Annotated in this window: 19 protein-coding genes and 1 other annotated feature; of the genes, 15 read left to right on the top strand and 4 right to left on the bottom strand. The window is 37.3% G+C overall.

Features of this window, described 5'->3' with window-relative positions:
- The first annotated feature begins 12 nt into the window (after nucleotides 1–12).
- The 8 genes from ACSVDH_RS21405 to ACSVDH_RS21370 all read left to right on the top strand — a co-directional run bounded on the left by ACSVDH_RS21405 (nucleotide 13) and on the right by ACSVDH_RS21370 (nucleotide 9,510).
- Nucleotides 13–510 carry a hypothetical protein gene (locus tag ACSVDH_RS21405; RefSeq protein WP_439249874.1) on the top strand — a complete coding sequence of 166 codons (498 nt, stop codon included), beginning with the start codon at nucleotides 13–15 and terminating at the stop codon, nucleotides 508–510.
- Nucleotides 511–680: 170 nt separating this feature from the next.
- Entirely contained in the window at nucleotides 681–998 is a 318-nt protein-coding gene (locus tag ACSVDH_RS21400) for a thioredoxin family protein (protein ID WP_439249875.1), read from the top strand.
- A 38-nt stretch (nucleotides 999–1,036) separates the two neighbouring features.
- Complete coding sequence (locus ACSVDH_RS21395) at nucleotides 1,037–1,840, top strand: DUF1444 domain-containing protein (protein ID WP_299089219.1); 804 nt, start codon at nucleotides 1,037–1,039, stop codon at nucleotides 1,838–1,840.
- Nucleotides 1,841–2,175: 335 nt separating this feature from the next.
- Nucleotides 2,176–5,307 carry a DNA translocase FtsK gene (locus ACSVDH_RS21390; protein WP_518617135.1) on the top strand — a complete coding sequence of 1,044 codons (3,132 nt, stop codon included), beginning with the start codon at nucleotides 2,176–2,178 and terminating at the stop codon, nucleotides 5,305–5,307.
- A gap of 39 nt (nucleotides 5,308–5,346) precedes the next feature.
- A complete protein-coding gene (locus ACSVDH_RS21385) occupies nucleotides 5,347–6,000 on the top strand; it encodes a hypothetical protein (RefSeq protein ID WP_439249877.1) in 654 nt (217 codons plus the stop codon).
- A gap of 327 nt (nucleotides 6,001–6,327) precedes the next feature.
- Nucleotides 6,328–7,626, top strand: coding sequence for a UDP-N-acetylmuramate--L-alanine ligase (gene murC, locus ACSVDH_RS21380; protein ID WP_299089216.1), 1,299 nt, complete (start codon nucleotides 6,328–6,330; stop codon nucleotides 7,624–7,626).
- A gap of 193 nt (nucleotides 7,627–7,819) precedes the next feature.
- On the top strand, nucleotides 7,820–8,746 hold the full coding sequence (locus tag ACSVDH_RS21375) for an ABC transporter ATP-binding protein (protein WP_439249878.1): 927 nt from the start codon (nucleotides 7,820–7,822) through the stop codon (nucleotides 8,744–8,746).
- A complete protein-coding gene (locus tag ACSVDH_RS21370; RefSeq protein ID WP_439249879.1) occupies nucleotides 8,746–9,510 on the top strand; it encodes an ABC transporter permease in 765 nt (254 codons plus the stop codon). The genes ACSVDH_RS21375 and ACSVDH_RS21370 overlap by 1 nt, the downstream gene beginning before the upstream one ends.
- 65 nt (nucleotides 9,511–9,575) lie before the next feature.
- On the opposite strand, the gene ACSVDH_RS21365 is transcribed toward ACSVDH_RS21370, so the two are convergent.
- The gene (locus ACSVDH_RS21365) at nucleotides 9,576–10,691 is read right to left on the bottom strand and encodes an aminopeptidase (RefSeq protein WP_439249880.1); all 1,116 of its coding nucleotides are present in this window, start codon (nucleotides 10,689–10,691) and stop codon (nucleotides 9,576–9,578) included.
- A 224-nt stretch (nucleotides 10,692–10,915) separates the two neighbouring features.
- On the opposite strand from ACSVDH_RS21365, the gene ACSVDH_RS21360 reads away from it, so the two are divergent.
- The 5 genes from ACSVDH_RS21360 (at nucleotide 10,916) to ccpA (ending at nucleotide 15,113) form a co-directional block, all read left to right on the top strand.
- The gene (locus ACSVDH_RS21360; RefSeq protein ID WP_299089211.1) at nucleotides 10,916–11,344 is read left to right on the top strand and encodes a DUF948 domain-containing protein; all 429 of its coding nucleotides are present in this window, start codon (nucleotides 10,916–10,918) and stop codon (nucleotides 11,342–11,344) included.
- A gap of 33 nt (nucleotides 11,345–11,377) precedes the next feature.
- Nucleotides 11,378–11,884, top strand: coding sequence for a YtxH domain-containing protein (locus ACSVDH_RS21355; RefSeq protein WP_299089210.1), 507 nt, complete (start codon nucleotides 11,378–11,380; stop codon nucleotides 11,882–11,884).
- 49 nt (nucleotides 11,885–11,933) lie between these two features.
- Nucleotides 11,934–12,263 carry a bacillithiol system redox-active protein YtxJ gene (gene ytxJ, locus ACSVDH_RS21350; RefSeq protein WP_439249881.1) on the top strand — a complete coding sequence of 110 codons (330 nt, stop codon included), beginning with the start codon at nucleotides 11,934–11,936 and terminating at the stop codon, nucleotides 12,261–12,263.
- 367 nt (nucleotides 12,264–12,630) lie between these two features.
- Entirely contained in the window at nucleotides 12,631–13,707 is a 1,077-nt protein-coding gene (locus ACSVDH_RS21345; protein WP_299089208.1) for a bifunctional 3-deoxy-7-phosphoheptulonate synthase/chorismate mutase, read from the top strand.
- A gap of 404 nt (nucleotides 13,708–14,111) precedes the next feature.
- Nucleotides 14,112–15,113, top strand: a complete 1,002-nt coding sequence (gene ccpA / locus ACSVDH_RS21340; RefSeq protein ID WP_439249882.1) for a catabolite control protein A — start codon at nucleotides 14,112–14,114, stop codon at nucleotides 15,111–15,113.
- 70 nt (nucleotides 15,114–15,183) lie between these two features.
- On the opposite strand, the gene ACSVDH_RS21335 is transcribed toward ccpA, so the two are convergent.
- Nucleotides 15,184–16,353 carry an acetoin utilization protein AcuC gene (locus ACSVDH_RS21335; RefSeq protein ID WP_439249908.1) on the bottom strand — a complete coding sequence of 390 codons (1,170 nt, stop codon included), beginning with the start codon at nucleotides 16,351–16,353 and terminating at the stop codon, nucleotides 15,184–15,186.
- A gap of 152 nt (nucleotides 16,354–16,505) precedes the next feature.
- Nucleotides 16,506–17,138, bottom strand: coding sequence for a GNAT family N-acetyltransferase (locus ACSVDH_RS21330; RefSeq protein WP_299089205.1), 633 nt, complete (start codon nucleotides 17,136–17,138; stop codon nucleotides 16,506–16,508).
- A 252-nt stretch (nucleotides 17,139–17,390) separates the two neighbouring features.
- Here ACSVDH_RS21330 and acsA point away from each other — a divergent pair, with 252 nt between their 5' ends.
- Nucleotides 17,391–19,106, top strand: coding sequence for an acetate--CoA ligase (gene acsA, locus ACSVDH_RS21325; protein ID WP_299089204.1), 1,716 nt, complete (start codon nucleotides 17,391–17,393; stop codon nucleotides 19,104–19,106).
- Between the two features lie 276 nt (nucleotides 19,107–19,382).
- Here the strand turns inward: acsA and ACSVDH_RS21320 are convergent, their stop codons facing one another.
- Nucleotides 19,383–22,274, bottom strand: coding sequence for a transglycosylase domain-containing protein (locus ACSVDH_RS21320; RefSeq protein ID WP_439249883.1), 2,892 nt, complete (start codon nucleotides 22,272–22,274; stop codon nucleotides 19,383–19,385).
- A gap of 188 nt (nucleotides 22,275–22,462) precedes the next feature.
- Nucleotides 22,463–22,686 (top strand) — a binding site (T-box leader).
- Nucleotides 22,687–22,767: 81 nt separating this feature from the next.
- On the opposite strand from ACSVDH_RS21320, the gene tyrS reads away from it, so the two are divergent.
- Nucleotides 22,768–24,030, top strand: a complete 1,263-nt coding sequence (gene tyrS / locus ACSVDH_RS21315) for a tyrosine--tRNA ligase (protein ID WP_439249884.1) — start codon at nucleotides 22,768–22,770, stop codon at nucleotides 24,028–24,030.
- Nucleotides 24,031–24,239: the final 209 nt, after the last annotated feature.

The raw sequence follows: 24,239 nt of genomic DNA, 5'->3' as shown, positions 1-24,239 counted from the left end.
AGGAGGATTGATATGAAGCAAGTTTCTTTCGTTCTAATTGTTTTGGTAACGCTTTTTTTAGCGGGCTGTACAATTTCAGATGAAGAATTAACGAAAACGACTATAGATGCAACAAAGCAGTCATTTGAAGGAAAATCGATAAATGCTAATGAAAAAACTGCGTTATTTTCATATTATCTGCCTGAAGGATTTTCAGTAAAGGAAACAAAAAAATATAATGTATTGCTTGAAAAAGGGAATCAAAGCTATATTTTATTTGTTAATCAAAATGAAGAAGCAACTAGCAATGTTTCATATGAGACTTTAACAAAACAATACAAAAATCCATTCATCTCTGAAACCTTTAAAGATTCTAAACGTTTCGGTTACCTATATGTTAATAAGCTTGAAAAAGGTATGTATGAGGTTACAGTTGGGATCGGTGGGACAAAATTAACAACTGAAGCAAAAGCAAATAATGTTGCTGAGGATGCAAAACATATGATGGACATTGTTGCTTCAGTTCAATAAAATCAGTATAAAGGTTGAAATCAAAGGGGAAGTGAATGGCTTTGATTTCAGCTTTTATTTGTTTTTTGGAAAGGATTTTAGCTGATATAGACTGGCAAAGTGGAAACCTGATACGGAATCATATAAACTAAATGTGGAAAACAGTAGAGACAAAGATGGAGGTATGATTTATGAAAAAGCTCAATTCTATTGATGAATATAAACAAATCATTCAAGAGGAAAATGTGATCCTCATGTTTTCAGCTGATTGGTGTCCGGATTGCCGTGTCATTGAGCCGGTTCTACCTGAGATCGAAAAAGAAAATAGCAAGTACACATTTTATTATGTAGATCGCGACGAATTTATTGATTTATGTGGTGAATTAAATGTGTTTGGAATCCCAAGCTTTGTTGCTTTTAACAAAGGGGAGGAAACTGGTCGATTCGTGAGCAAGGATCGGAAAACGCAGGAAGAAATACAAGACTTTATCAATCGTATTAAAAACTAATTAAGCTTTATTTTCACCCAGAAGGGAGGGGTATGATTATGAAAATGACTTCAAGAAAAATGGCAGAGCTATTAAAAGGAAAATTAACAGAGCCTGAGTGGCGCTTTGATTTTGATCGGGAAAAGGATTCACTTCGAATTGAGGATTCCGCTACTAAAAAAGGTGTAACACTGTCACTTCCAGGCATTATTGCAAAATGGGAGACCTCAAAGGAAAAGGCAGTTGATGAAGTAGTCTATTATGTAAAAGAAGCGCTAACTGTTATGAACAAAAAACAGGAGTTAACAGGGAAAGAGAAATTTATTTTTCCTGTTATCCGCTCTACTTCATTCCCTACTGAGAGCAAAGAAGGGATCACACTATGCTTTAGTGAGCACACTGCTGAAACAAGGATCTATTATGCACTAGATTTAGGCAAGACATATCGTCTTATTGATGAGAAAATGATGAAAAAAGAGGGATGGACTAGAGAGCAGTTAAAAGAAGTTTCATCTTTTAATATAAGATCATTAAAGACAAAAGTAAAAGAAGACAAGGTTGCGGGAAACCTTTTTTATTTCTTTAATGCAAATGACGGCTATGATGCAAGCAGAATATTGGATGAAAGTTTATTACATTCCTTTTCAGCAAAGATCGAAGGTAAAATGGCGATTGCTGTTCCACATCAGGATGTACTCATTATTGCCGATATTCGCAATAATACGGGCTATGATATTCTTGCGCAATTAACAATGAGTTTCTTCGCGAGCGGTACTGTACCAATTACCGCATTATCATTTTTATATGAAGATCATAAGCTTGAACCAATCTTTATATTGGGGAAAAATAAACCGGTAAAGTAATCTAGTAGTACTCTCTACTACCACATATCCCCATAAATCGATAAAAGGAACCGTACAGTTTAAGTGAAAATGAAAGAGGATGCTGATTTAATTTCCAATGAATCGGTTACCCTCTTTTTTATTTTTCAAGCATGATTAGCAATAGGGGCTCTTTCGAAGAAAATCTAGAAGAAATGCAGAAGATGGATGTTAAGATGTAAAACCTTTTACCTACTAGGTGGTATGTCATAATAAGGATTTGTATATGAGTCACATTGAAATTATCTACAAATCTAGACATTTATTGATACAATGGTGTAGTAAGAAATCTTTGAAATTTGAAAGAGTGATGAAAGATGAATTGGTTAACAAAATTAGTGTCCTTCCTTACAGGAGAAGAAGATAAGGAATATGAAAACAGCCAAAATCAACCGCAAGACGATCATATAGCCCGAAACGTTATGAGCACACCTTCAAGTCCTGAAGGACAAACCTATCGTAAACATATAGCAGAAGCAAGAGTTGCTTATCAGTATCCAAAAGGCAACTTCAGGTTTCCGATTATTCCTGATGAGAAACGAGCAAGCATTGATGATCGTCCTAGAAGCATAACACGTACAACACGTACATATGAACAAAAGAATCATAAGAATCATAAGAAAGAGTCAGTGAACACTCAAAAACAAAAACAACAAACCTATAAGCCAAGAGTAAAATCTCAGCAAACGGAAGAAGAAAAACCAAAACGTCCTTTCAGTCCGTCTGCTATCCCGTCACCTGTTTTTGGCTTTCAACCAAGGGAAGAAAGCATGCTGTATCATCGCAGATTAGAAAAAATCCAAACAGAAGAGATGGCAAATTCAAATACTAGCGAGATGAATTTATCCGATACAGCAGCAGAATTAACTCAAAAAGTTCAAAGGGTATCAGTTATTAGAAATAATCAGATTGAGATAGAGAAACAAGAACAACAACAAGCTAGTCTTTTAACGAATGACCATGTAGCAGGATCTCATTCTACTCAAATTCCGAAAATGAAGGTTGCGACAAATGAAAGACAACTTGATAAAGAAGTTAATCATTTGACCAGTATGCTTGAGGACGACAGGCCAATCGAGATGGCTAAAAATATAGCAGAAACGAAATGGACAATTGAGAAGCAAAACACGCTTGAGTTCTCTCGAAACGATCTATACGCTGAAAGCATAGAGGATGCTGAAGTGGTCTATAGCAGCCCCTCAAACGTTTGGCAGCAACCCTTAGCCTATGATCTCGATGAGATTCAACAACCTGTGACACATCATCAAGAAGAACAATCTATAATGGCAGAAAAACAATTTGAAGTTATAGGTCAAGTTGAACAAGTAAACGAAATGGAACAGGGATTAGATTTTCTTGAACAAGAGGAAGAAGGAGAAGAAGTAGAACATGAACTAGATTATCATAGTCAGGAAGAACAACATAAAGTAATAGACCAAGAACCAGATCGTTTTCCTCAAGAAGTCCAATTGAAAGAACCTGAACTAGAATCATCTCACATTGGTCATGAAGAGGAACAAATAGAAGTAGATCATGAACTAAGGCAGTTTAGTCAAGTAGAGCGAAACGAAATAGAACAAGAACCAGCTCTTCCAGGTCAAGATGACCAGGAAGAAAAACAAGAACAAGAGCTGCCTTACCTAGTTCAAGAGGAAGAACAGAAAGAAGTAGATCAAGAACTAAGTCATGTTAGTCAAGAGGAAGTACAAAATGAAATAAATCAAGAAACAATTGCTTTCGGTTATGAGGAACAGCGAATCGAACCAGAACAAAAACTAGGTCAAGAAGAACGAAAAGTAATAAAGCAAGAATTAGATGTTCAGAGTCAAGAGGAACTGCAAAAAGAGCAAGAACAAGAATCTGTTCATCTTGGTCAAGAGGAACAACGAAAAGAATCTGATCTTCCACAGCAAGAAAAACGTCCAACGGAAGTGAAACAACAAGTAAATAAAAAAGCAAATTCAGGCAACAAAACCCTGCCTTTCAATGTGATGATGCTTGGGCGTGATAAGCAGCGGATGAGAGCCAGAGAGACTAGCTATCAATTCCCATCACTTGCTTATTTGAATATACCAGAGAAGGAAGTTTCAGAGGATCATTCATGGTTAAATGATCAAAGAGAGCTCTTAGATGTAACGTTTAAAAACTTTAATGTTCGCGCTAGTGTCGTAAATGTAACACAAGGCCCTGCCGTTACAAGGTTTGAGGTTCATCCTGAGCCGGGTGTAAAAGTCAACAAGATTACAAATCTTAGCGATGATATTAAATTAAGCTTAGCAGCAAAGGATATTAGAATTGAAGCACCTATACCAGGCAAAAATACAATCGGAATAGAAGTGCCGAATAAGGTAAGTAAGATGGTTTATTTACGGGAAATTTTACGAAGTTCGGAATTCATAACAAATCGATCCCCTATGACGGCAGTTTTAGGGTTAGACATCTCTGGTCAGCCTGTTGTCACAGATCTAAAGAAAATGCCGCATGGACTTATTGCGGGTGCTACAGGTTCAGGGAAAAGTGTTTGCATTAACACGATTCTTGTAAGCTTGCTTTATAAAGCAGCGCCACAGGAAGTCAAGCTGATGCTAATTGACCCGAAAATGGTTGAGCTAGCTCCTTATAATAATATTCCGCATCTAGTAAGCCCTGTTATTACCGATGTAAAAGCGGCTACCGCGGCATTAAAATGGGCTGTAGAAGAAATGGAACGACGCTATGAATTATTTGCCCGTTCAGGAACAAGAGAAATTACGAGATATAATCAGCTTGTCAAAGAATATAAACAAGGTGAACATTTGCCATATTTAGTGATCGTAATCGATGAGTTAGCTGACTTAATGATGGTTGCACCGAATGATGTGGAAGAAGCAATCTGCCGTATTGCGCAAAAAGCGCGGGCATGCGGCATTCATTTAATTGTAGCAACACAGCGTCCATCTGTTGATGTTATTACAGGATTAATTAAAGCGAATATCCCGACAAGAATCGCCTTTTCGGTATCATCCCAAGTGGACTCAAGAACGATTATTGATGTAAGCGGGGCCGAGAAGCTGCTTGGTAAAGGGGATATGTTATTTTTAGAAAATGGTTCTTCGAAAGCTGTAAGGCTGCAAGGGACATTTGTTTCAGATGAAGAAATCGAACGAGTTGTCAAACATGTGAAGCTTCAAGCTAAGCCAAATTATTTATTCCATCAGGATGAATTGATGAAAAAAGCAACGATTCAAACCGAGGAAGATGAACTTTTTCTAGAAGCTTGTGAATTTGTGGTCAATCAAGGTGGAGCATCAACCTCCCTTCTTCAAAGACGTTTTCGAATCGGATATAACCGGGCAGCCAGATTGATTGATATGATGGAAGAGCAAGGGATTATATCTGAAAATCGTGGCAGTAAGCCAAGGGACATTTTAATATCTGAAGAAGAATTAGAAACGATTCATGGAGAATAGACAGAGAAAGTAGTATGATAGGATAAAAAAGAGGTAAATTTGGCAACCATGAATAATATTATTCATTTTCAAGAGCTGCGAAAGGAAAAAGAACATCAGCTTTCAAGCTTTATTTGTCAACATGCTGCTTCTCTCCATAACTATGTTGCCCGTGATGTCAACATTCGTGAGAAAGTAAAGGCTAAGCATATTTTTAGTGAAAAAGTCGGATGTATACCCACTGCCATTTTCTCTAAAATGGAAGAGCAGCTTTTTCTTGATTGGTTTGCTTATGACTATGTAACCATTCGAGGAACAACAATATATCAAACATTTGTAGAGCAATTAAGTAAGAAGGGACATCCTTTAGACAGGATCGTCCATGCGCTTTTTATGGCAAGTGCACTTGAACCATTTAAAGTAATAAAAAGTGATGAACATCATATACATGCAAAGAAATTACTTACTGGTGAAACATGCACAATAAAGAGTGAGGCCAATAAATATGCTGCACAAGAAGATATTATTTTTTTACGATCTATCCCAGTATTTGACCAGCTTTTATGTATAAGTGAACTGTATGTTCAGCGGAATACAAAATCAATTGCCAGTATGCTTCAGCATCTTGAAAAAAGTTCGGATAGCTGGCGTACATTTTTGAAGAAATTTGCCATAAACTATAGTTGGACTAGTGAACTGCTAAGCGGAAAATAAATATCTATTTACCGAAGGTTCCACTATTTTCATGGTCAATCTAAATGGCAAATGATATAATATACAACCGTAAGCTTATTACATATGTTTATGAAAAATAAGGAAGTATAAGTGTAAAACGAATATTTGCGTTCCCATAATGCAGGTGCACACATCGCAAAAACCTGATTCAATGCGGTTATTGGAGTCTCTCTCCAAAGCGAATCTTGATGCTTAGCACCGGGTAGGCAATTGTGCTTTTCTTATTCGATTCATATAGATGGGTTGCAAATCTAGATGAGCGTCATATACTGTCAATCAGATAGACGTTTGTTGGAGGTTCTAATTATGACTGTTTATCATTTTGTTGGAATTAAAGGGACTGGAATGAGTGCCCTTGCACAGATTTTACATGATATGAATTACGTCGTTCAGGGCTCGGATATTGAAAAGAAGGTTTTTACGCAAAAAGCTCTGGAAGCTCGTAATATAAAAATATTACCCTTTGCGAAGGAGAATATTAGAGAAGGTTTAACTGTTATTGCAGGTAACGCTTTTCCTGATACACATCCGGAAATTGAAGAAGCTCATAGCCTTGGACTGCCTGTCATCCGTTATCACCGTTTCTTAGGTGAATTTATGCAAATGTATACAAGCGTTGCGATAACTGGTGTTCATGGAAAAACATCTACAACCGGATTATTATCACATGTTATCCAAGGTGCTGAGCCAACTTCTTATTTAATTGGTGACGGAACGGGAAATGGGATTCCTAATAGTAAATATTTTGTTTTTGAGGCTTGTGAATATCGCAGACATTTCTTATCCTACAAACCAGATTATGCGATCATGACAAACATTGATTTTGATCATCCTGATTATTTTACCAATATTGAAGATGTGTTTAGCGCATTTCAGGAAATGGCCCTTCAAGTAAAGAAAGGGATTATTGCTTGTGGTGATGATGAGCAGCTTCAGCAAATACAAGCTAAGGTTCCTGTTGTTTATTATGGCTTTGGAGATGACAATGACTTTCAAGCAAGAAATGTTGTGAAATCAACGGATGGGACTTCATTTGATGTGTTTGTACGAAACACCTTCTATGCCTCTTTCAAAATTACGACATATGGCGATCACAGTGTATTAAATGCTCTATCTGTTATCGCACTTTGTCACTATGAAGGAATTGATGTTGAGATCATTCAACAAAGGCTGCAAACTTTTGAAGGTGTGAAACGACGCTTTAATGAAAAAAGAGTCGGAGATCAAATCATTATTGATGATTATGCCCACCATCCAACCGAGATTAGAGCAACAATTGATGCAGCAAGACAAAAGTTTCCTGACAGAGACATTGTCGCTGTGTTCCAACCGCATACCTTTACAAGAACTCAATCATTTCTAGATGAGTTTGCTGAAAGTTTGCAAAAAGCAGATTATATTTATTTATGTGATATTTTTGGCTCTGCCAGAGAGAATGTCGGAAAATTGACAATTAATAATCTGATTGAGAAAATTGACAATTCCCATCTCATTAATGAAGATGATACCTCTGTCCTAAAAGCACATGAACGTGCTGTTTTAGTCTTTATGGGAGCAGGGGATATTCAAAAATACCAGGAAGCATATGAAAAAGTTTTAGCGTAACAGTAAATAGCTGATTATTAAATAAGAACATATTAGTAGAGAATGTTTCTTATTTAAGTCAGCTTTTTATTATGTCTTTAAACAGTAGTCTTTTCCCCTACCGTTTCAAAAGCAGAGATTCTGTCAGTTTCTTTAGTAACCGATAGAAAAGGTTATCAAAAATAAATAATAGAGTCAGGTGAAAAGTATTTGTATGATAAACAATGAAATTGTATTAAAAGTAAATAATTTAAGTAAAAAGATAGGCAAAATACCCATTATCAATGATGTTAGCTTTGATCTAAAAAGGGGAGAAATACTTGGTTTACTTGGGCCAAATGGTTCAGGGAAAACAACGATTTTAAAAATGCTAGTCGGTCTCATTAAACCGACTCATGGGACGATTTACATCGAAAATATGAATTTGAATAAAGAGTTTGAAAAAGCGATTACCCATGTTGGAGCCATCATTGAAAATCCTGTCATGTATGATTATTTATCAGGGTATGATAATCTGCTACATTTTTTCAGAATGACAGATCACTTTTCATATGAACGTATGGATGAGGTCATTGAGCTTCTCAAGATGGAAGAATATATTTCTGATAAAGTGTTTACCTATTCATTAGGGATGAGGCAAAGACTGGGATTGGGTCAGGCCATACTTCATCAGCCGTCCATTCTATTTTTAGATGAACCGACAAATGGATTAGATCCTGAAGGAATCATCAGCTTAAGGGAAATATTAAAAAAGCTTTCAGCAGAAAGAGACGTTTCCATTATTATCTCAAGTCATTTATTAGCAGAAATAGAATTAATTTGTGATAGCGTACTGGTGATAAATGATGGAACATGTATCGAACGAGGATCATTACGTGATTTACAAAATGGGTCAACTAAAAAACAGACCTATTCTTTTAGAATATTAAATATCGGAAAAGCAAAATCCTTTTTAAAAGACCGTTCTGATTTAGACATCACGGAATTTCATTCCAGCGGTTTCTCCATCGCATTGGAGACACAGCATGTTGCGGAGTTAAATAGAATGCTTGTTGAAGCGGGTATCGATATCGTTGGAATCGAACGTCAAGGTAGTCCGCTTGAAGAGATGTTTCTACATAGATTGCGAGGTGAAGAATAATGGCGCCATTTCTTCACTTAATTAAAAATGAGCACATGAAGCTGTTCAAGCGCCCAAGAATCTGGATAATGATCGGCATAATGGGGATTATGAATCTCATTGTCAGCATCTTTTTTATGTTTTTATTTAAAGGAATTGAATTTTCATTTTGGGATTATATCCAAGTCAGCTCCTACTTATTGCTCGTGATTCAATTGATGTGTATCATTATTGCCGGTGATATGGTTTCAAGTGAATTTGAAAAGGGGACAATTAAGTTTTTGTTTACCCGGCCAGTCAAAAGGGTTAAAATCTTACTTTCAAAATATATAGTGGTGATCTACACGATTATATTACTTGTGTTATTACAACTATTCATGTCTATGCTTCTTGGGTTTGTTTTTTATATGGATACGGCTATTACTCTTGATCAAAGAGTTTTAGTTGGTTTAGGAGGATATCTTTTTCAATTAATAGAGATCATCGTGATGGGGACTTTAGCTTTTTGCTTTTCAGCTTTAACAAGAAGCAGTGTTTTTTCCATATCCGTTCCAATCTTTCTTGTCTTTACATCAGATGTAGTGATCACTCTATTAGAACATTATCAATATGAAGCAGGAAGGTATTTGTTATTTGCAAATACAAATCTCATGCCTTATTTCTTCGGAGAACCATTATTCGAGGAGATGACACTACCATATTCTATTATTAATGTTTTGGTCCATATGGTGTTCTTCCTTTTTTTATCTGCTTTATCATTCACGAAAAGAGATGTACACGTTTAATTAACCATACTAAAATGACGCTTGAAATCGAATGATCAAGCGTCATTTCTTTTATAAGCTTCGCTTTACTTTAAGTTTTCCGGATTCAACCCTTCCAGTTCAGGAATGACAAAACGGCCATCTTTTCGGATTAGCACATCATCAAAATAAATCTCTCCGCCGCCATATTCAGGACGCTGAATCATGACCATATCCCAATGGATGTTGGAGTTGTTTCCATTGTATGCATCGTCATAGGCCTGTCCTGGTGTAAAATGGAAGCTCCCATCAATTTTTTCGTCAAAAAGGATGTCTTGCATAGGATGGAGAATAAATGGATTGACGCCAATTGCGAATTCTCCAATATATCTTGCACCTTCATCGGTATCAAATATTTTGTTGATTCGTTCACTGTCATTTGCTGTTGCCTCAACAATTTTTCCATCTTTAAAGGTTAATTGGACATTTTCAAAGGTAAACCCATTATAAGGTGATGAAGTATTATAAGTAATTTGCCCATTAACTGAATCGCGAACAGGTGCCGTGTAAACTTCACCATCCGGAATATTCATTTGTCCGGAGCATTTAATTGCAGGGATGTTTTTTATGGAGAAGGTTAAATCTGTTCCCTTGCCAGTTAACCGAACTTTATCTGTACGATTCATTAATTCCACTAATGGATCCATTGCCTTGTCCATTTTGCTGTAATCCAAATTACATACATCGAAATAAAAGTCTTCAAATTGCTCTGTACTCATTTTTGCAAGCTGTGCCATTGATGTGGTTGGATAACGTAACACAACCCATTTTGTTTTTGGAACGCGTATTTCCCGATGGACCTTTTGACCGACTGTTTGTCCATGCAGCTTCATTTTGTCATCAGGTATGTCAGCAAATTCATTTATGTTATGACCAGATCTTAAGCCTATGTAAGCATCCATTTTCTTCATTACTTCTGCTTCAAAATCAGCGATCATATGATATTGTTCTTCTTGTCCACCCATCATTAAAGCACGATCAACCTGATGATCTTTTAACGAAACAAATGGGTAACCGCCTGCTGCATAGGCTTCCTTTACAAGTGCAATAACCAGCTCTCTTTGTAAGCCGAAATTTTCAATTAAAACCTTTTCTCCTTTTTGCAACCTGATTGAGTAGTTGATTAAATTCTTTGCCAGTGTTTCAATACGTGGATCCTTCAATCGAAATCCTCCTGTTCTAATTGTATTATTAATAATTCTATTGTACCCGAAGCCTATGAAGAAACGACATATTTTAACTGCATCAAATCGAAACTTTCTATTTTTTGCAAAAAATGACAAAGGGAATGTCAAATCGAATGGAGAATTTAGCTATAATGTAAATTTTATGTTTATAATAGAATATGATGGGTAAATGTACAGTATTGAAATAGGAGGTGTAAGACATGATTATTATTTTATACTTAAGTATTGCATTAATCGCAATCGCATTTACGATTTTAGTCGTATATGTGTCAAAAACATTAAAGGCTTTACAGGAAACATTAACCAACGTAGCAAGTACTTTATCAGGGCTTGAGAAGCAAATGACCGGAATTACATCGGAAACAACATTATTACTACATAAAACGAATGCACTTGCAGAAGATATTCAACATAAGTCAGAAAAATTAAATACGGTTGTCGAATCGGTAAAGGATGTAGGAACAACGATTCAACAGCTGAATCAATCTGTTAAAAAAGTGACAACTTCTGTTTCAACAAATTTGGAACAGAATCAAGATAAAGTAAATCAAGTTGTTCAATGGAGTAATGCCGCAATGGAAATCTGGGCAAAATGGAAGCAAAAGAATGAAAAAAAGACATCCATTTAAGCAAACGTCTATATTTACAGGAGGTAGATCAAAATGGCAAAAAATAATAAGGATTTTCTAATGGGTTCACTTATTGGAGGACTAGTAGGTGCAGCTGCAGCATTATTTTTAGCACCTAAATCAGGGAAGGAAATTCGCGAAAATCTTGGTCAACAAGCAAATGTGATGCGTGACCGTACAGGCAAATTTACCAGCCAAACGTTAGAAAAAGGCACAGGGCTGGCGAATGTTGCAAAAGAAAAAACAGCCTCTTTATCACAGGTGGTTACAGAACAGTCTTCACAAATCATGAATAAGGTTCGCGATATTACCAGCGCCTCAAAGGGGCAATCAGATGTCGTTCAAAAAGAAGTAGCAGAGGCTTTAGAGCAAGTTTCTGATGGAGCATCAACTCCTCAAGAGGATAGAAAAAAGAATGATGAAGGTATTTCAGCTGCAATTGCGGAAGCAGTTGATGCAATTGAACAAGATGAAAACAAAGACCAGTCCGAAGAAGAAGTGAAAACAACAATAAGAGACGAAGTAAAAACAAACTTATAACTTGTGCATTGAAGAGCAGGCAGTATTCTGGATGAAAAGGTGAAAAATTGTGAGCAAACAAACAATTGAAACAATTGAACAATTTGAGGAATTATTTAATAAGCACGAACAATTTCTTTTTGTGAAAAACAGCTTAACATGTCCGATCAGTCAGGCTGCATTTGAGGAATATCAGGAATTTGCAGAAACTCATCAGGACTTTCCGAGCTATCACTTGCATGTTCAGGATTCCAGACCGCTATCTAATTATATTGCAGAAACGTTTGGAATTAAACACGAATCTCCACAAGCGCTTTTGTTTAAGGGGCGTAATGTAGTATGGAATGCCTCACATTGGAAGATCACAAGCGAGGAGTTGGAAAAAGAGATCACACAGTAAATCAGGAGGTGTTTGAGCTTCACTTCACGAGGCCAAACACCTTTTCCTTTAAAATACATATTAAATAAAGGAGCTTTGTTTTTTTGTGTTTAAGGAGTATAATCACTTTAACACTTAAAAGCTTAAAAGCGTTTAAATGTTAAAGTTTTTGGTGACAAGAGCGATTTTATCGTTTATAATTACAACTAATTAAAGAAACTGCACCACACTTTCTTTGAATGATAAAGAATCTTCGTCTATTACAACAATAGAATTCTAACTTCTAAAGTTAGTAAACTGTCGTTATATACGATTTTAACTTTTTAGTTTATTCAATGTAATGTGGGTTAGTGATTTTCGATATTTTACTTCGGAAGGGATGAGAGAGATGAGTCATGCAGAATTGGAAGCATTGAGACAGAGAGCAGATGAGATTAATTTACAGATTTTAAAGCTGATTAATGAGCGTGGAAGACTAGTACAAGAAATTGGAAAAGCAAAGGAAGCACAAGGTGTTAATCGCTATGATCCTGTTCGCGAACGCAAAATGTTAAACAGCATTAAAGAATATAATGATGGTCCATTTTTAGATTCAACCTTGCAGCATATTTTTAAGGAAATTTTTAAAGCAGGCTTAGAATTGCAAGAAGATGACCACAGTAAGGCATTGCTTGTTTCCCGTAAGAAAAAGCCTGAGGATACAATTGTTGAAGTGAATGGTGTGAAAATTGGTGATGGCAGCCAATCATTTATTATTGGTCCTTGTGCGGTTGAAAGCTATGAGCAGGTTGCTGCTGTTGCTGAACAAGCGGTAAAACAAGGAATTAAAATTTTACGTGGCGGAGCCTTCAAACCACGTACAAGTCCATACGACTTCCAAGGCCTTGGTATTGAAGGTCTGAAAATTTTAAGAAAAGTTGGAGATGAGTACGGTTTAGCAATCATAAGTGAAATCGTAAATCCAGCTGATATCGAAGTTGCGTTAGATTATGTTGACATCATTCAAATTGGTGCCCGAAATATGCAGAACTTTGAACTATTAAAAGCTGCTGGAGCTGTTAGAAAGCCGGTTCTTCTAAAGCGCGGATTAGCGGCAACAATCGATGAGTTCGTAAATGCAGCTGAATACATTATCTCACAAGGAAATGACCAAATTATCCTTTGTGAGCGCGGTATTCGTACGTATGAGCGTGCAACTAGAAATACATTAGATATTTCTGCTGTACCTATTTTAAAACAAGAAACACACTTACCGGTATTTGTCGATGTTACACATTCAACAGGTAGAAGAGACTTATTAGTTCCAACAGCTAAGGCTGCTTTAGCTATTGGTGCAGATGGTGTAATGGCTGAAGTTCATCCTGATCCTGCTGTTGCCTTATCTGATTCAGCACAGCAAATGGACTTTGATCAATTTGACCAGTTTATAACCGAATTAAAACCTTTAGTGAAAGTAAACGTATAATTTATTTGATATCTACTTAAGGTTGGCTCACTGGATTTTCCTAAAAACTCATCTAAATGATGGAGGAGAATCTGGAAAATGGGTCAATCTTTTTATTTGTTTCTTTTTTTATAAATAAATGTTATATTTTATGGTAAAAATATTTCTATAACCTTTTTAAAGATTGGATTTATTCATTGAACTTTAAAAAGCGCTTGTGAAAAAATGAACAAAATGTGACAACAAAGCAAAAATCGAATGAAATTGATTGCAGACATTTTCAGAGTATCGTATGATAAGTTTACATAGTACGCGCTTAAATCTGGCTATTTGACAAGAGAAACAAATTTTCTACATATGATATAGCGAAATTTAAAGTGAAAATTTAAAATATACGTCTTGAAGTATTTGAAGGAGTGTTCATAATGACAAGTGTAACAATATATGATGTTGCCCGTGAGGCAAATGTATCGATGGCAACTGTTTCTCGAGTAGTAAACGGGAACCCAAATGTAAAGCCAACGACAAGAAAGAAAGTATTGGATGCCATTGAAAGATTAGGGTATCGTCCTAACGCAGTTGCAAGAGGATTAGCAAGTAAGAAAACAACAACTGTTGGGGTTATCATTCCCGATATTTCAAGTATCTTTTATTCAGAGCTTGCTCGAGGAATTGAAGATATTGCGACAATGTATAAATACAACATCATCCTAAGCAACTCAGATCAAAATAAAGACAAAGAGCTTCATTTGTTAAACACAATGCTCGGAAAACAGGTTGATGGTATTGTTTTCATGAGTGGAAATGTAACTGAAGAGCTTGTTGACCAATTTAAGCGTTCACCAGTTCCAATCGTGTTAGCTGCATCTGTTGATTTAACAGATACAACACCTTCTGTAAATATTAATTATGAACAAGCTGCATACGATGTGACATCAATGCTGATTGAAAAAGGCCATAAGAAGATCGCATATGTTGAAGGACCTGCTGAAGAGCCGGTAAATCGTTTGAAAAAGTCTGTAGGATATAGACGTGCGCTGGAAGATGCTGGTATTTCTTTTGATGAGGCATTGGTAGTTGAAGGTGATTATACGTATGATTCAGGAATTGAAGCATTTGAAAAAATTGATGAGCTGAATGAAAAACCAACAGCCATTTTCGTAGGAACAGATGAAATGGCATTAGGTGTCATCCACGCGGCGCAAGACAGAAATTACTCAATCCCATCTGATTTTGAAATTGTTGGCTTTGATAATACTCGACTTGCGACTATGGTGCGTCCAACCCTTACAACAGTTGTTCAGCCAACATATGATATTGGGGCTGTTGCGATGAGATTACTTACAAAATACATGAACAAAGAAGAAGTCGATAATCATATCGTTGAGCTTCCACATCGAATTGAGTATAGACAATCAACGAAATAATCGAAGTGAAAAATGAGCGAACATTAGTCTGAACCATTATGTCATTCAGACTAAATGTTCAGCTCGTTTTTTATTTATTTTTCTCTTGGTTTTGCCGAAGCGAATATAGTGCTTTTGAAACCGTTAATGCATTTTTTTCTTCTATTTCCGGCTTGCGGGGAATTGGTTTATATAAGTCAACTGGGTCATACCATTCTTCAGGAAGCTGAACTGGTGCTTTTGCTTGCCATTTATCAATCCAGGACTTCGGCAGTTTTTTTGTTGCTTTCATGTTGATCATTTCCAGCCAAATCAAGCTCCATGCTCTAGGAACCACCCGCCAAATGTCATAGCCTCCGCCGCCAACTGCAATCCATCGTCCATTACAATATTTGTGAGCGATTTCATGTATCAGCCGCGGGATTTCATGGTAAATCGCCATTGATGCTGATAAATGTGTTAATGGGTCATAATAATGGGCATCTGTCCCATGTTGCGTGAGAATGACATCAGGCTTGAAAAATGCAGCAACCTCTGTGACAGATGTACGGTACGCATGAAGCCATGATTCATCCTCTGTAAAAGCGTCCAATGGAATATTAAATGAATAGCCATATCCTCTCCCGGAGCCTCGTTCTGTAATATTCCCGGTCCCTGGAAATAAATATCGTCCTGTTTCATGAATGGAGAGTGTGCAGACAGTTGGATCATCATAAAATGTCCATTGAACCCCATCACCGTGATGGGCATCAGTATCAATATATAACACTCTTGCCCCATATTTTTTTTGTAAAAACTTAATGGCTACAGAGCAATCATTATAAATGCAAAATCCTGATGCTTTTCCGCGAAAACCGTGATGCAGGCCGCCACCGAAGTTGGCAGCATGCTTTGCTTTCCCTTCCATTACATAATCGACTGCCGTTAAGGTTCCGCCGACCAAAAGGGAGCTTGCCTCATGCATATTGGGAAAAATGGGTGTATCCTCTGTTCCAATTCCATAATTAAGTGCTTCTTCTTCATCTAATTGTCCTTGTCCAGCTCGTTTAATTGATTGAATATATCTTTTATCATGAACAAGTGCTAATTCATCCTCTGAAGCGGTCCTGGGTGTTATGATATCTTTATCCTGTATAGCATTCATTTGTTTTAATAAGTCAAAGGTAAGTTCAACTCGTAACTGATTAAATGGATGATTTTGATGAAACTTATAAGCTTGATATTGAGGAGAATAGATAAAAACAGTATCATTTACTGACATTTGCTGTTCCCCGCAATTTTTTGCCATATAGCTTTAACTCCTTTAGCTTGTAAGTTAGTCATCATCATCGAAACGGTTGTTGACTTCATGTTAGTACGCCTCCTCAACATTAGCGAATGTCTCTTATTGCGATAGGTAATAGTTGATAGATATTAGTACATAAATCGGTTTTGAAAGCGTAGACGATCGAATTGTTGAATAGATTTCGGTTTGACTCTTTTTCCGATTCTCGCCATTAAGCAATTGGCTGGATGTGAGCTGATTTCAGGATCATCAGTGGCATACCATTCCAAGCCGCCGGCATTCATCATTTTTTCCATTATTTTTCTGTATTCCCATACATTTAAGCCAGAACCCTTTAAATCCCAATGCCAATAATATTCAGTCGTAATGATGATGTAGTCTTCCATGGCATCATCCATCATGGAAACCTTTAGCAGATTTTTTCCTATCGAATAACCGCGGTATTTAGGTGCCACCTCTATGGCTCCTAATTCTATTAGCTCTTCCATATTTCCTTCAGACCATCGCTCTAATGGGTCTGGATACAGATAGGTAACATAGCCAACAATCACATCATGAACTCTTGCAATAATGATTCTACCCTCAGGCAGCCCCGCTATTTCAACTAATGCTTTATGTTGCTGTTTAGGCTGTCTAAATGCAACTAAGCCTTCATGAAAATCATAGCTAGCTAGTTTTTCTTGAGAGATCGGCCCCTCAATGAAAATACTTCCATTCTGTGTTTTGATTTCTTTAGCATTATATGTCTTAAGGTGTATCATTAGGTCACCGCCTTTATAAAGTAAGAAATATGTAGTAAATTTATCCCGATCTTCTCCATATCTGTTTAATATAATAATAGATCCATTGGAAGATAAACAACAGTAGGAAGGCCTATACCTTTATTATACTAGATTATTTACAAAATGAAGCGTTTACAATATGATTAAATTATATAAATTTCAAAAATTGAGAAAAATGAAGTATTGTAATATAATAGTGTTGTTAAGGACTTACATAAGGGGGAGTATATGATGAAATTGGAAGCGTTGCCATCTGTTAAGGGGAATTTTAATTTGCAAGATTATGATTCTGTCTATCATTCATTTGATTGGTCAGAGGTAGAAAAGAACTTTACTTGGTCTGAAACTGGCCGTGTGAACGCAGCCTATGAAGCTATTGATAAGCATGCAGAAACATTTCGGAAAAATAAAATCGCCCTCTATTATCGCGACCCAGAACGTGAAGAAAAATTTACGTTTAAAGAAATGAAGGAACTTTCAAATAAAGCGGCAAACGTGCTTAAAACAACTGCTGATGTTGAAAAGGGAGACCGCTTATTTGTTTTTATGCCGAGAACGCCTGAGTTGTATTTTGTCATTTTAGGTGCTGTCAAACTTGGGGCAATTGTTGGTCCTTTATTTGAAGCGTTTATGGAAGGTGCGGTAAAAGATCGTCTCTTAGACAGTGATGCAAAAGTTATTGTTACAACTCCTGAATTACTTGAAAGAATCCCTGTAAATGAATTACCTTCATTAAAGCATGTGGTTGTCGTCGGTGACTCTGTTGATACCTCACAGCATATTGACTTTTTCGCTGAAATGAAAACAGCAAGCAAGGAGCTTGAGATTGAATGGGTTGAGAAGACAGATGGATTGCTGTTGCACTATACATCTGGTTCAACTGGGAAACCAAAGGGAGTCTTGCATGTTCATCAGGCAATGGTTCAGCATTATCAAACTGCTCAATGGGTATTGGATTTACAGGAGGATGATGTATACTGGTGTACGGCTGACCCGGGCTGGGTAACCGGAACGGTCTATGGTATTTTCGGACCTTGGTTATCAGGTGCATCCAATGTGATCGTTGGCGGCCGCTTCAGTCCAGATCATTGGTATCAAACAATTGAGGATTTTGGTGTAACGGTATGGTATAGTGCACCAACAGCATTTAGAATGCTGATGGGTGCAGGGGATGAGCTTGTAAAACAATACGATACCAGCACCCTAAGACATGTTCTAAGTGTTGGCGAACCATTAAACCCTGAGGTTGTACGCTGGGGTGTAAAAGTATTTAATAAACGCATCCACGATACATGGTGGATGACTGAGACTGGTGCACAGCTTATTTGTAATTATCCATGTATGGAAATTAAACCAGGATCAATGGGAAAACCAATTCCTGGGGTGGAAGCAGCGATCGTTGATGATCAAGGTAATGAGCTGCCACCGTATCGAATGGGGAATTTAGCAATTAAAAAAGGCTGGCCATCAATGATGTACACTATTTGGAATAATCCAGAAAAATATGAATCGTATTTTATGCCGGGGGATTGGTATGTATCAGGTGATTCAGCATATATGGATGAAGATGGGTACTTCTGGTTCCAAGGCAGAATTGATGATGTCATTATGACATCTGGTGAGCGTGTCGGTCCATTTGAAGTTGAGAGCAAGCTTATCGAACATCCTGCAATCGCAGAAGCCGGGGTTATTGGTAAGCCAGATCCGGTAAGGGGAGAAATCATCAAAGCCTTTGTTGCTCTTCGTGAAGGATATGAGGCAACTGATGAGTTAAAAGAGGAAATTCGAACATTTGTGAAAAAAGGGTTAGCAGCTCATGCTGCACCACGTGAAATTGAGTTCCGTGATAAGCTTCCTAAAACAAGAAGCGGAAAAATTATGCGCCGTGTCTTAAAGGCATGGGAGCTTGACTTGCCGACAGGTGACCTTTCAACAATGGAAGATTGATATAATAGTAGTATAAATCAAAGGCCAAAGATGATTCACACCGTGAAAATCTTTGGCCTTTGATTATTTGGGGGGCAATTATAGATTGACTCAGTGGTTTGAAGGGCTGGTAAAGATCGTTTTATCTATACAATGGGGCTGTCCGATAAGTAACTTCAACCCAATCTTGAAAAAAAGAAAACCCAAGAATGCTGTCATATATCAACATTCTTGGGTTTTGAATTTTGAGTTATATTACGCTAAAATGGACTTTTTAGACAGCCACATTGTGTATTACTAAGTCGCACTTGGCGGCTTATTATCAGTAGAAGCAGGTTTTGTAACAGGCGTTTCTTTTTTTGGTGGTGGTGCAGGTGGTTTGTTTTCTTTTGTTTCTTTATTAGCAGCACCTGTTGTTGCTGGTGGTACAGAAACAGGTTTTTTCTCTGCATATGCCCCAATTTTGATAATGTTTGATGGTGCTGATTCGCGGCCTGCTACATCGACTGCTACAACATAATAAGCTGCTGGTGATTGACCGACTGAGACAGCCAAGGAACTAGAGCCTGGAACACTAGCGATTTTTTTATAACTTGTAGAGTAATTTGCTGCTGCATATACACGATAGCCAATAACATCATTATCAGGGTTAGCCTTCCAGCTTAGTTTCGTACCGCTGGCAGAAATCCCGCTTACCTTTGTTGGAGATGATCCATTATCAGCAATTTCATTTCCTTCGGTTATCACAAGGTTTCCTAATTTCGATGAATTCGGTAATAATCGTTGTAAGTCACTGACACTTGATATACCATGCTTCTTAAGAATTTCTTTCTTCAGCATAACACCTTGCTGAACAAATTCTGCCGGTGCTGATGAAGGGACCTTATATGCTCGATCTTTTACAACGACATATTTCCCGCTTGTTAAGCTATCATCAACTGTTCTCGGTACGTATTTAGCATTAAAGAGGTCTGTCGCAACTAATCCAGCTTTTTGGCAAAGATCTGACGGCAGTTCACCTGTTAATGTACAATATGATCTTGAAACTATTCCATCCGGTCTTTGGAAACGAGTTTTTGGTGCAATCAGTTCTGGGTTCGCTTCATAAGCAGCATTCATTAATTTAGCCCATAATAAGATGTTCCGCTTACTGTACGACATCCCCTTATAATTTTGCTCCAGCGGCTTTGGTGTATCATACCCAATCCATGTTCCAAATGTTACATTCGGATTTGTGGCAACGAACCATGCGTCTTGATAATCTTGACCAGTACCGGTTTTTCCTGCCCAGTCTGCACTGAATGATAGATAGCCATTTAAGGAAGCGGCTGTTCCGCTGCTAATGACATCACGCATCATATCGAGCGTTAAATAAGCTGTTTGCGCGGAAAATACATCTGCTTCTGTTTTCTCGTGCTGATAGATAACGTTTCCGTCACTTGTTTCGATCTTTTCAATCATATAAGCATCAATAAACTTACCTTTATTGGCGAAGGTTGTGTAAGCATTAACGTTTTCTTCAACCGTCACACCGATTGTCATTCCACCAAGACTTAAGGATGCGGCGCTATAATCTTTTTCGTGAAGAGTTGTAAAACCCATTTTTTCTAAATATGATAGCGGCTTTTGATCCATAATTGATAAGTATGTTTTAACAGCTGGAATGTTATAGGAATGCTTTAAGGCTGTCCTAGCACTTGTTAATCCATGGTAGCCGCCGCCGTAGTTTTGCGGTCTCCATGATCCTAATGAAAATGGAACATCTGCAATTACTGATCCGGGTTGTGATTTTCCTAATTCCATTGCAGGTGCATAGACAAGAAGTGGTTTCATTGTAGAACCATTAGGTCGTTCAGCACGTGTGGCATGATTTAGGTTTTCCCGGTTAAAATCACGTCCTCCTACGAAGCTGATGATCTTTCCGGTGCTATTTTCAATCAAAACTCCACCAGTTTCGACTGGTTCCTGGACCACTTTCGTTTCTCCTGTATCAGGATCTTTAATCGTTTCAGGCTTGGCACTGCCATAATATTTATAATTTGCCACAACTTTTTGCATCTTGTCGTATATGTTTTTATTGATTGTTGTGTGAATTCGGTATCCTTTATGTCGAATCCCTTGATCTGCTAATGCATAATATTGTTTTCTTAACCCTTCATCCTTACTCAGGTCATCCTCTGTATACCCATCCTTCTTCGCAAGCTGTACCATGATAATTTCCTTTGCACGAGCTTCAACTTCATATGTTAAAAAAGGATATTGATCAATTGCAGAAGGTTTTTTAGGTGTTAGATTGGCCCGTATGTCATATGTCAAAGCATCCTCATATTCAGCCTTTGTAATATACCCACCGGCATACATCCGCTTTAAAACAGTTTTCATTCGGTTAATACCTGGATCAAGGTTATCCTTCACAGTACCGCCATCATTTGAGAATGGCGTATAGCCGAACGGACTTTGCGGCAAGCCAGCAATAAATGCTGATTGAGGAATATTTAAATCCTTCGCATCAACACCAAAAATACCTTTTGCTGCTGCTTGGACTCCCGCAATATTTCGTCCGTTTGAATTACGTCCAAAATCTGTTACATTTAAATAAGCTTCAATAATTTCCTCTTTTTCAAAGAATTTTTCTAGACGTAATGCAAGGAGAATTTCTTTTGCTTTTCTGTCAAAAGATACTTCATTTGTTAAAATTTGATTTTTGATTAACTGCTGTGTAAGGGTGCTGCCGCCTGTTTGAACTTGTGCATTTGTAAACTCCTGAAACAGAGCTCGCATGATTGCTTTTGGTACAACACCATCATGCTCATAAAAAAGTTCGTCCTCTGTGGCAATGACAGCATCAACCAAATGTTGTGATACATCTTCTAATTTTACTTCTTCACGATCAATGTCTGCTCTTAATTTCCCAAGATAGACATTGTTTGCAAAATAAATCTGTGATGTTTCTTCATAATTGTATATATCGTTTTTCAATGCTTCATACGAACGAATCGGTTCATCCTTTACTAATGAAGCAAAATATCCAGCACCAACACCCCCGGCAAAGCAAACACCAATGAGCCCAATCACAAGGAATAATAAGAAAAGATTTCCGATAACGTTATAAGATATCCGAAAGTTTCTTGCTAAATCTTTGTTCGTGAAAGGTGAGAAGCGCCTAAGTATTTCATCCTTTTTTTTCATTATGCAATCCCCCCAAATCTTAAATATTATACCATAAGAAAACGCAAATTTTGTATGGTTTTGTCAAAAGGGATGGTCAAGGGCTCTGCTATGCCAAGAAGATATGGATTTTTTTGTCGATGATTTATTCCCGGTATTGACTTTCGGCCTAGATTATGGGTAAAATGCATGTAGTTAATTCAATATAAGAAATGGCTAAGATTGGTTTTAGTAGTGGAGATCTCCCTGTTATAGAGAGCTGATGGTTGGTGGAAATCAGCATATAGATTGTCCATGAATTACGTCCATGAGCTTCTTTTTTGAAAGGGAATCCCGAGTAGAAAAAGACGGTTTAACCGTTAAATGACCGAGTGAGGATCTAGTAATGACACAATCCTAAGTAGGGTGGTACCGCGAAACTTTCGCCCCTTCATTAATGAAGGGGCTTTTTGGCGTCCGTTCTAACAATAAAGGGTTGTAGACAAGAATATAATAAGTAAAGGAGAACCAAATAATGAGTGAATTATTAAATGATTTACAATTTAGAGGCTTGATCAACCAGGTAACAGATGAAGAGGGTCTTGCCAAATCATTAGAAGAAGGGAAACTAAAGCTTTACTCCGGCTTTGACCCAACCGCAGATAGCCTTCATATTGGACATTTACTTCCTGTTTTAACGCTAAGACGATTTCAACAGCATGGTCATCATCCAATCGCACTTGTCGGCGGTGCTACGGGATTGATTGGCGATCCAAGTGGAAAGAAAGCTGAGCGTACATTGAATACCGCTGATATTGTAAAGGAATGGTCAGATCGAATTAAAGGACAATTATCAAGATTCCTTGATTTCGAGGCAGAGTTAAATCCAGCTATTATTGTAAATAACTATGATTGGATTGGCAGTCTTGATGTTATTTCATTCTTACGAGATGTCGGGAAAAACTTTGGCATTAATTACATGCTTGCAAAAGATTCTGTTCAGACACGAATTGAATCAGGTATTTCCTATACAGAATTTAGCTACATGATTTTACAATCGTTTGATTTCTTAAAGCTATACCAAAACAATGACTGTAAGCTGCAAATTGGCGGAAGTGACCAGTGGGGAAATATTACTGCTGGATTGGAGCTAATCCGTAAATCAGAGGAAAATGCGAAGGCATTTGGATTAACAATCCCTTTAGTAACAAAGGCTGATGGTACAAAATTTGGTAAAACAGAAGGCGGAGCGATTTGGTTGGATCGTGAAAAAACATCGCCATATGAGTTTTACCAATTTTGGATTAATACAGATGACCGTGATGTGGTAAAATACTTAAAATACTTCACATTCCTTTCAAAACAAGAAATTGAGGAATTTGAACAAGAAGTAAAAAATGCACCAGAAAAACGCCTTGCGCAAAAAGCGCTAGCTGAAGAAGTAACCAAACTTGTCCATGGCGAAGAGGCATTAGAACAAGCCATTAAGATTTCTGCCGCATTATTCAGCGGGGATATTAAACAATTAACAGGCAATGAAATTTTAGAAGGATTTAAGGATGTACCATCTACAAACATTGAAGAAAAAGAAATTGGTTTGGTTGACCTACTGATCAAAGCGAAAATTTCACCTTCAAAGCGTCAAGCGCGAGAAGATATTACAAATGGTGCTATCTATATTAATGGTGAGCGAATTCAAGATCTGGCAAAGATTCTTTCAGAGGAAGATAAAATTGATGGACAGTTTACTGTCATCCGCAGAGGGAAGAAAAAGTATTTTCTCATTCGATATGTATAATGATCGTATTAAATAAAATGGAGGCTGTCTCAGGTAGGGACAGCTCTTTTTTCGAAAGGTAAAATTTTAACCTAGTTTTTGTGTCTAGCTCCTGCATCTCGCCCCTCTAGGGTCTAACCACTCAGAACGCCTTCTAATTATGAGCGTCTTATTTGCCTAAGCTGAGCAAGGCGCTTGTTCTTTTCTTAATAAAAAAATCCTGACCAAAT

The sequence above is a fragment of the Metabacillus sp. Hm71 genome (genome assembly GCF_051842955.2).
Classification (GTDB): Bacteria; Bacillota; Bacilli; order Bacillales; family Bacillaceae; genus Metabacillus.
Note: the sequence above shows the minus strand (reverse complement) of the source record. Positions and strands in the feature narration are given on the sequence as shown.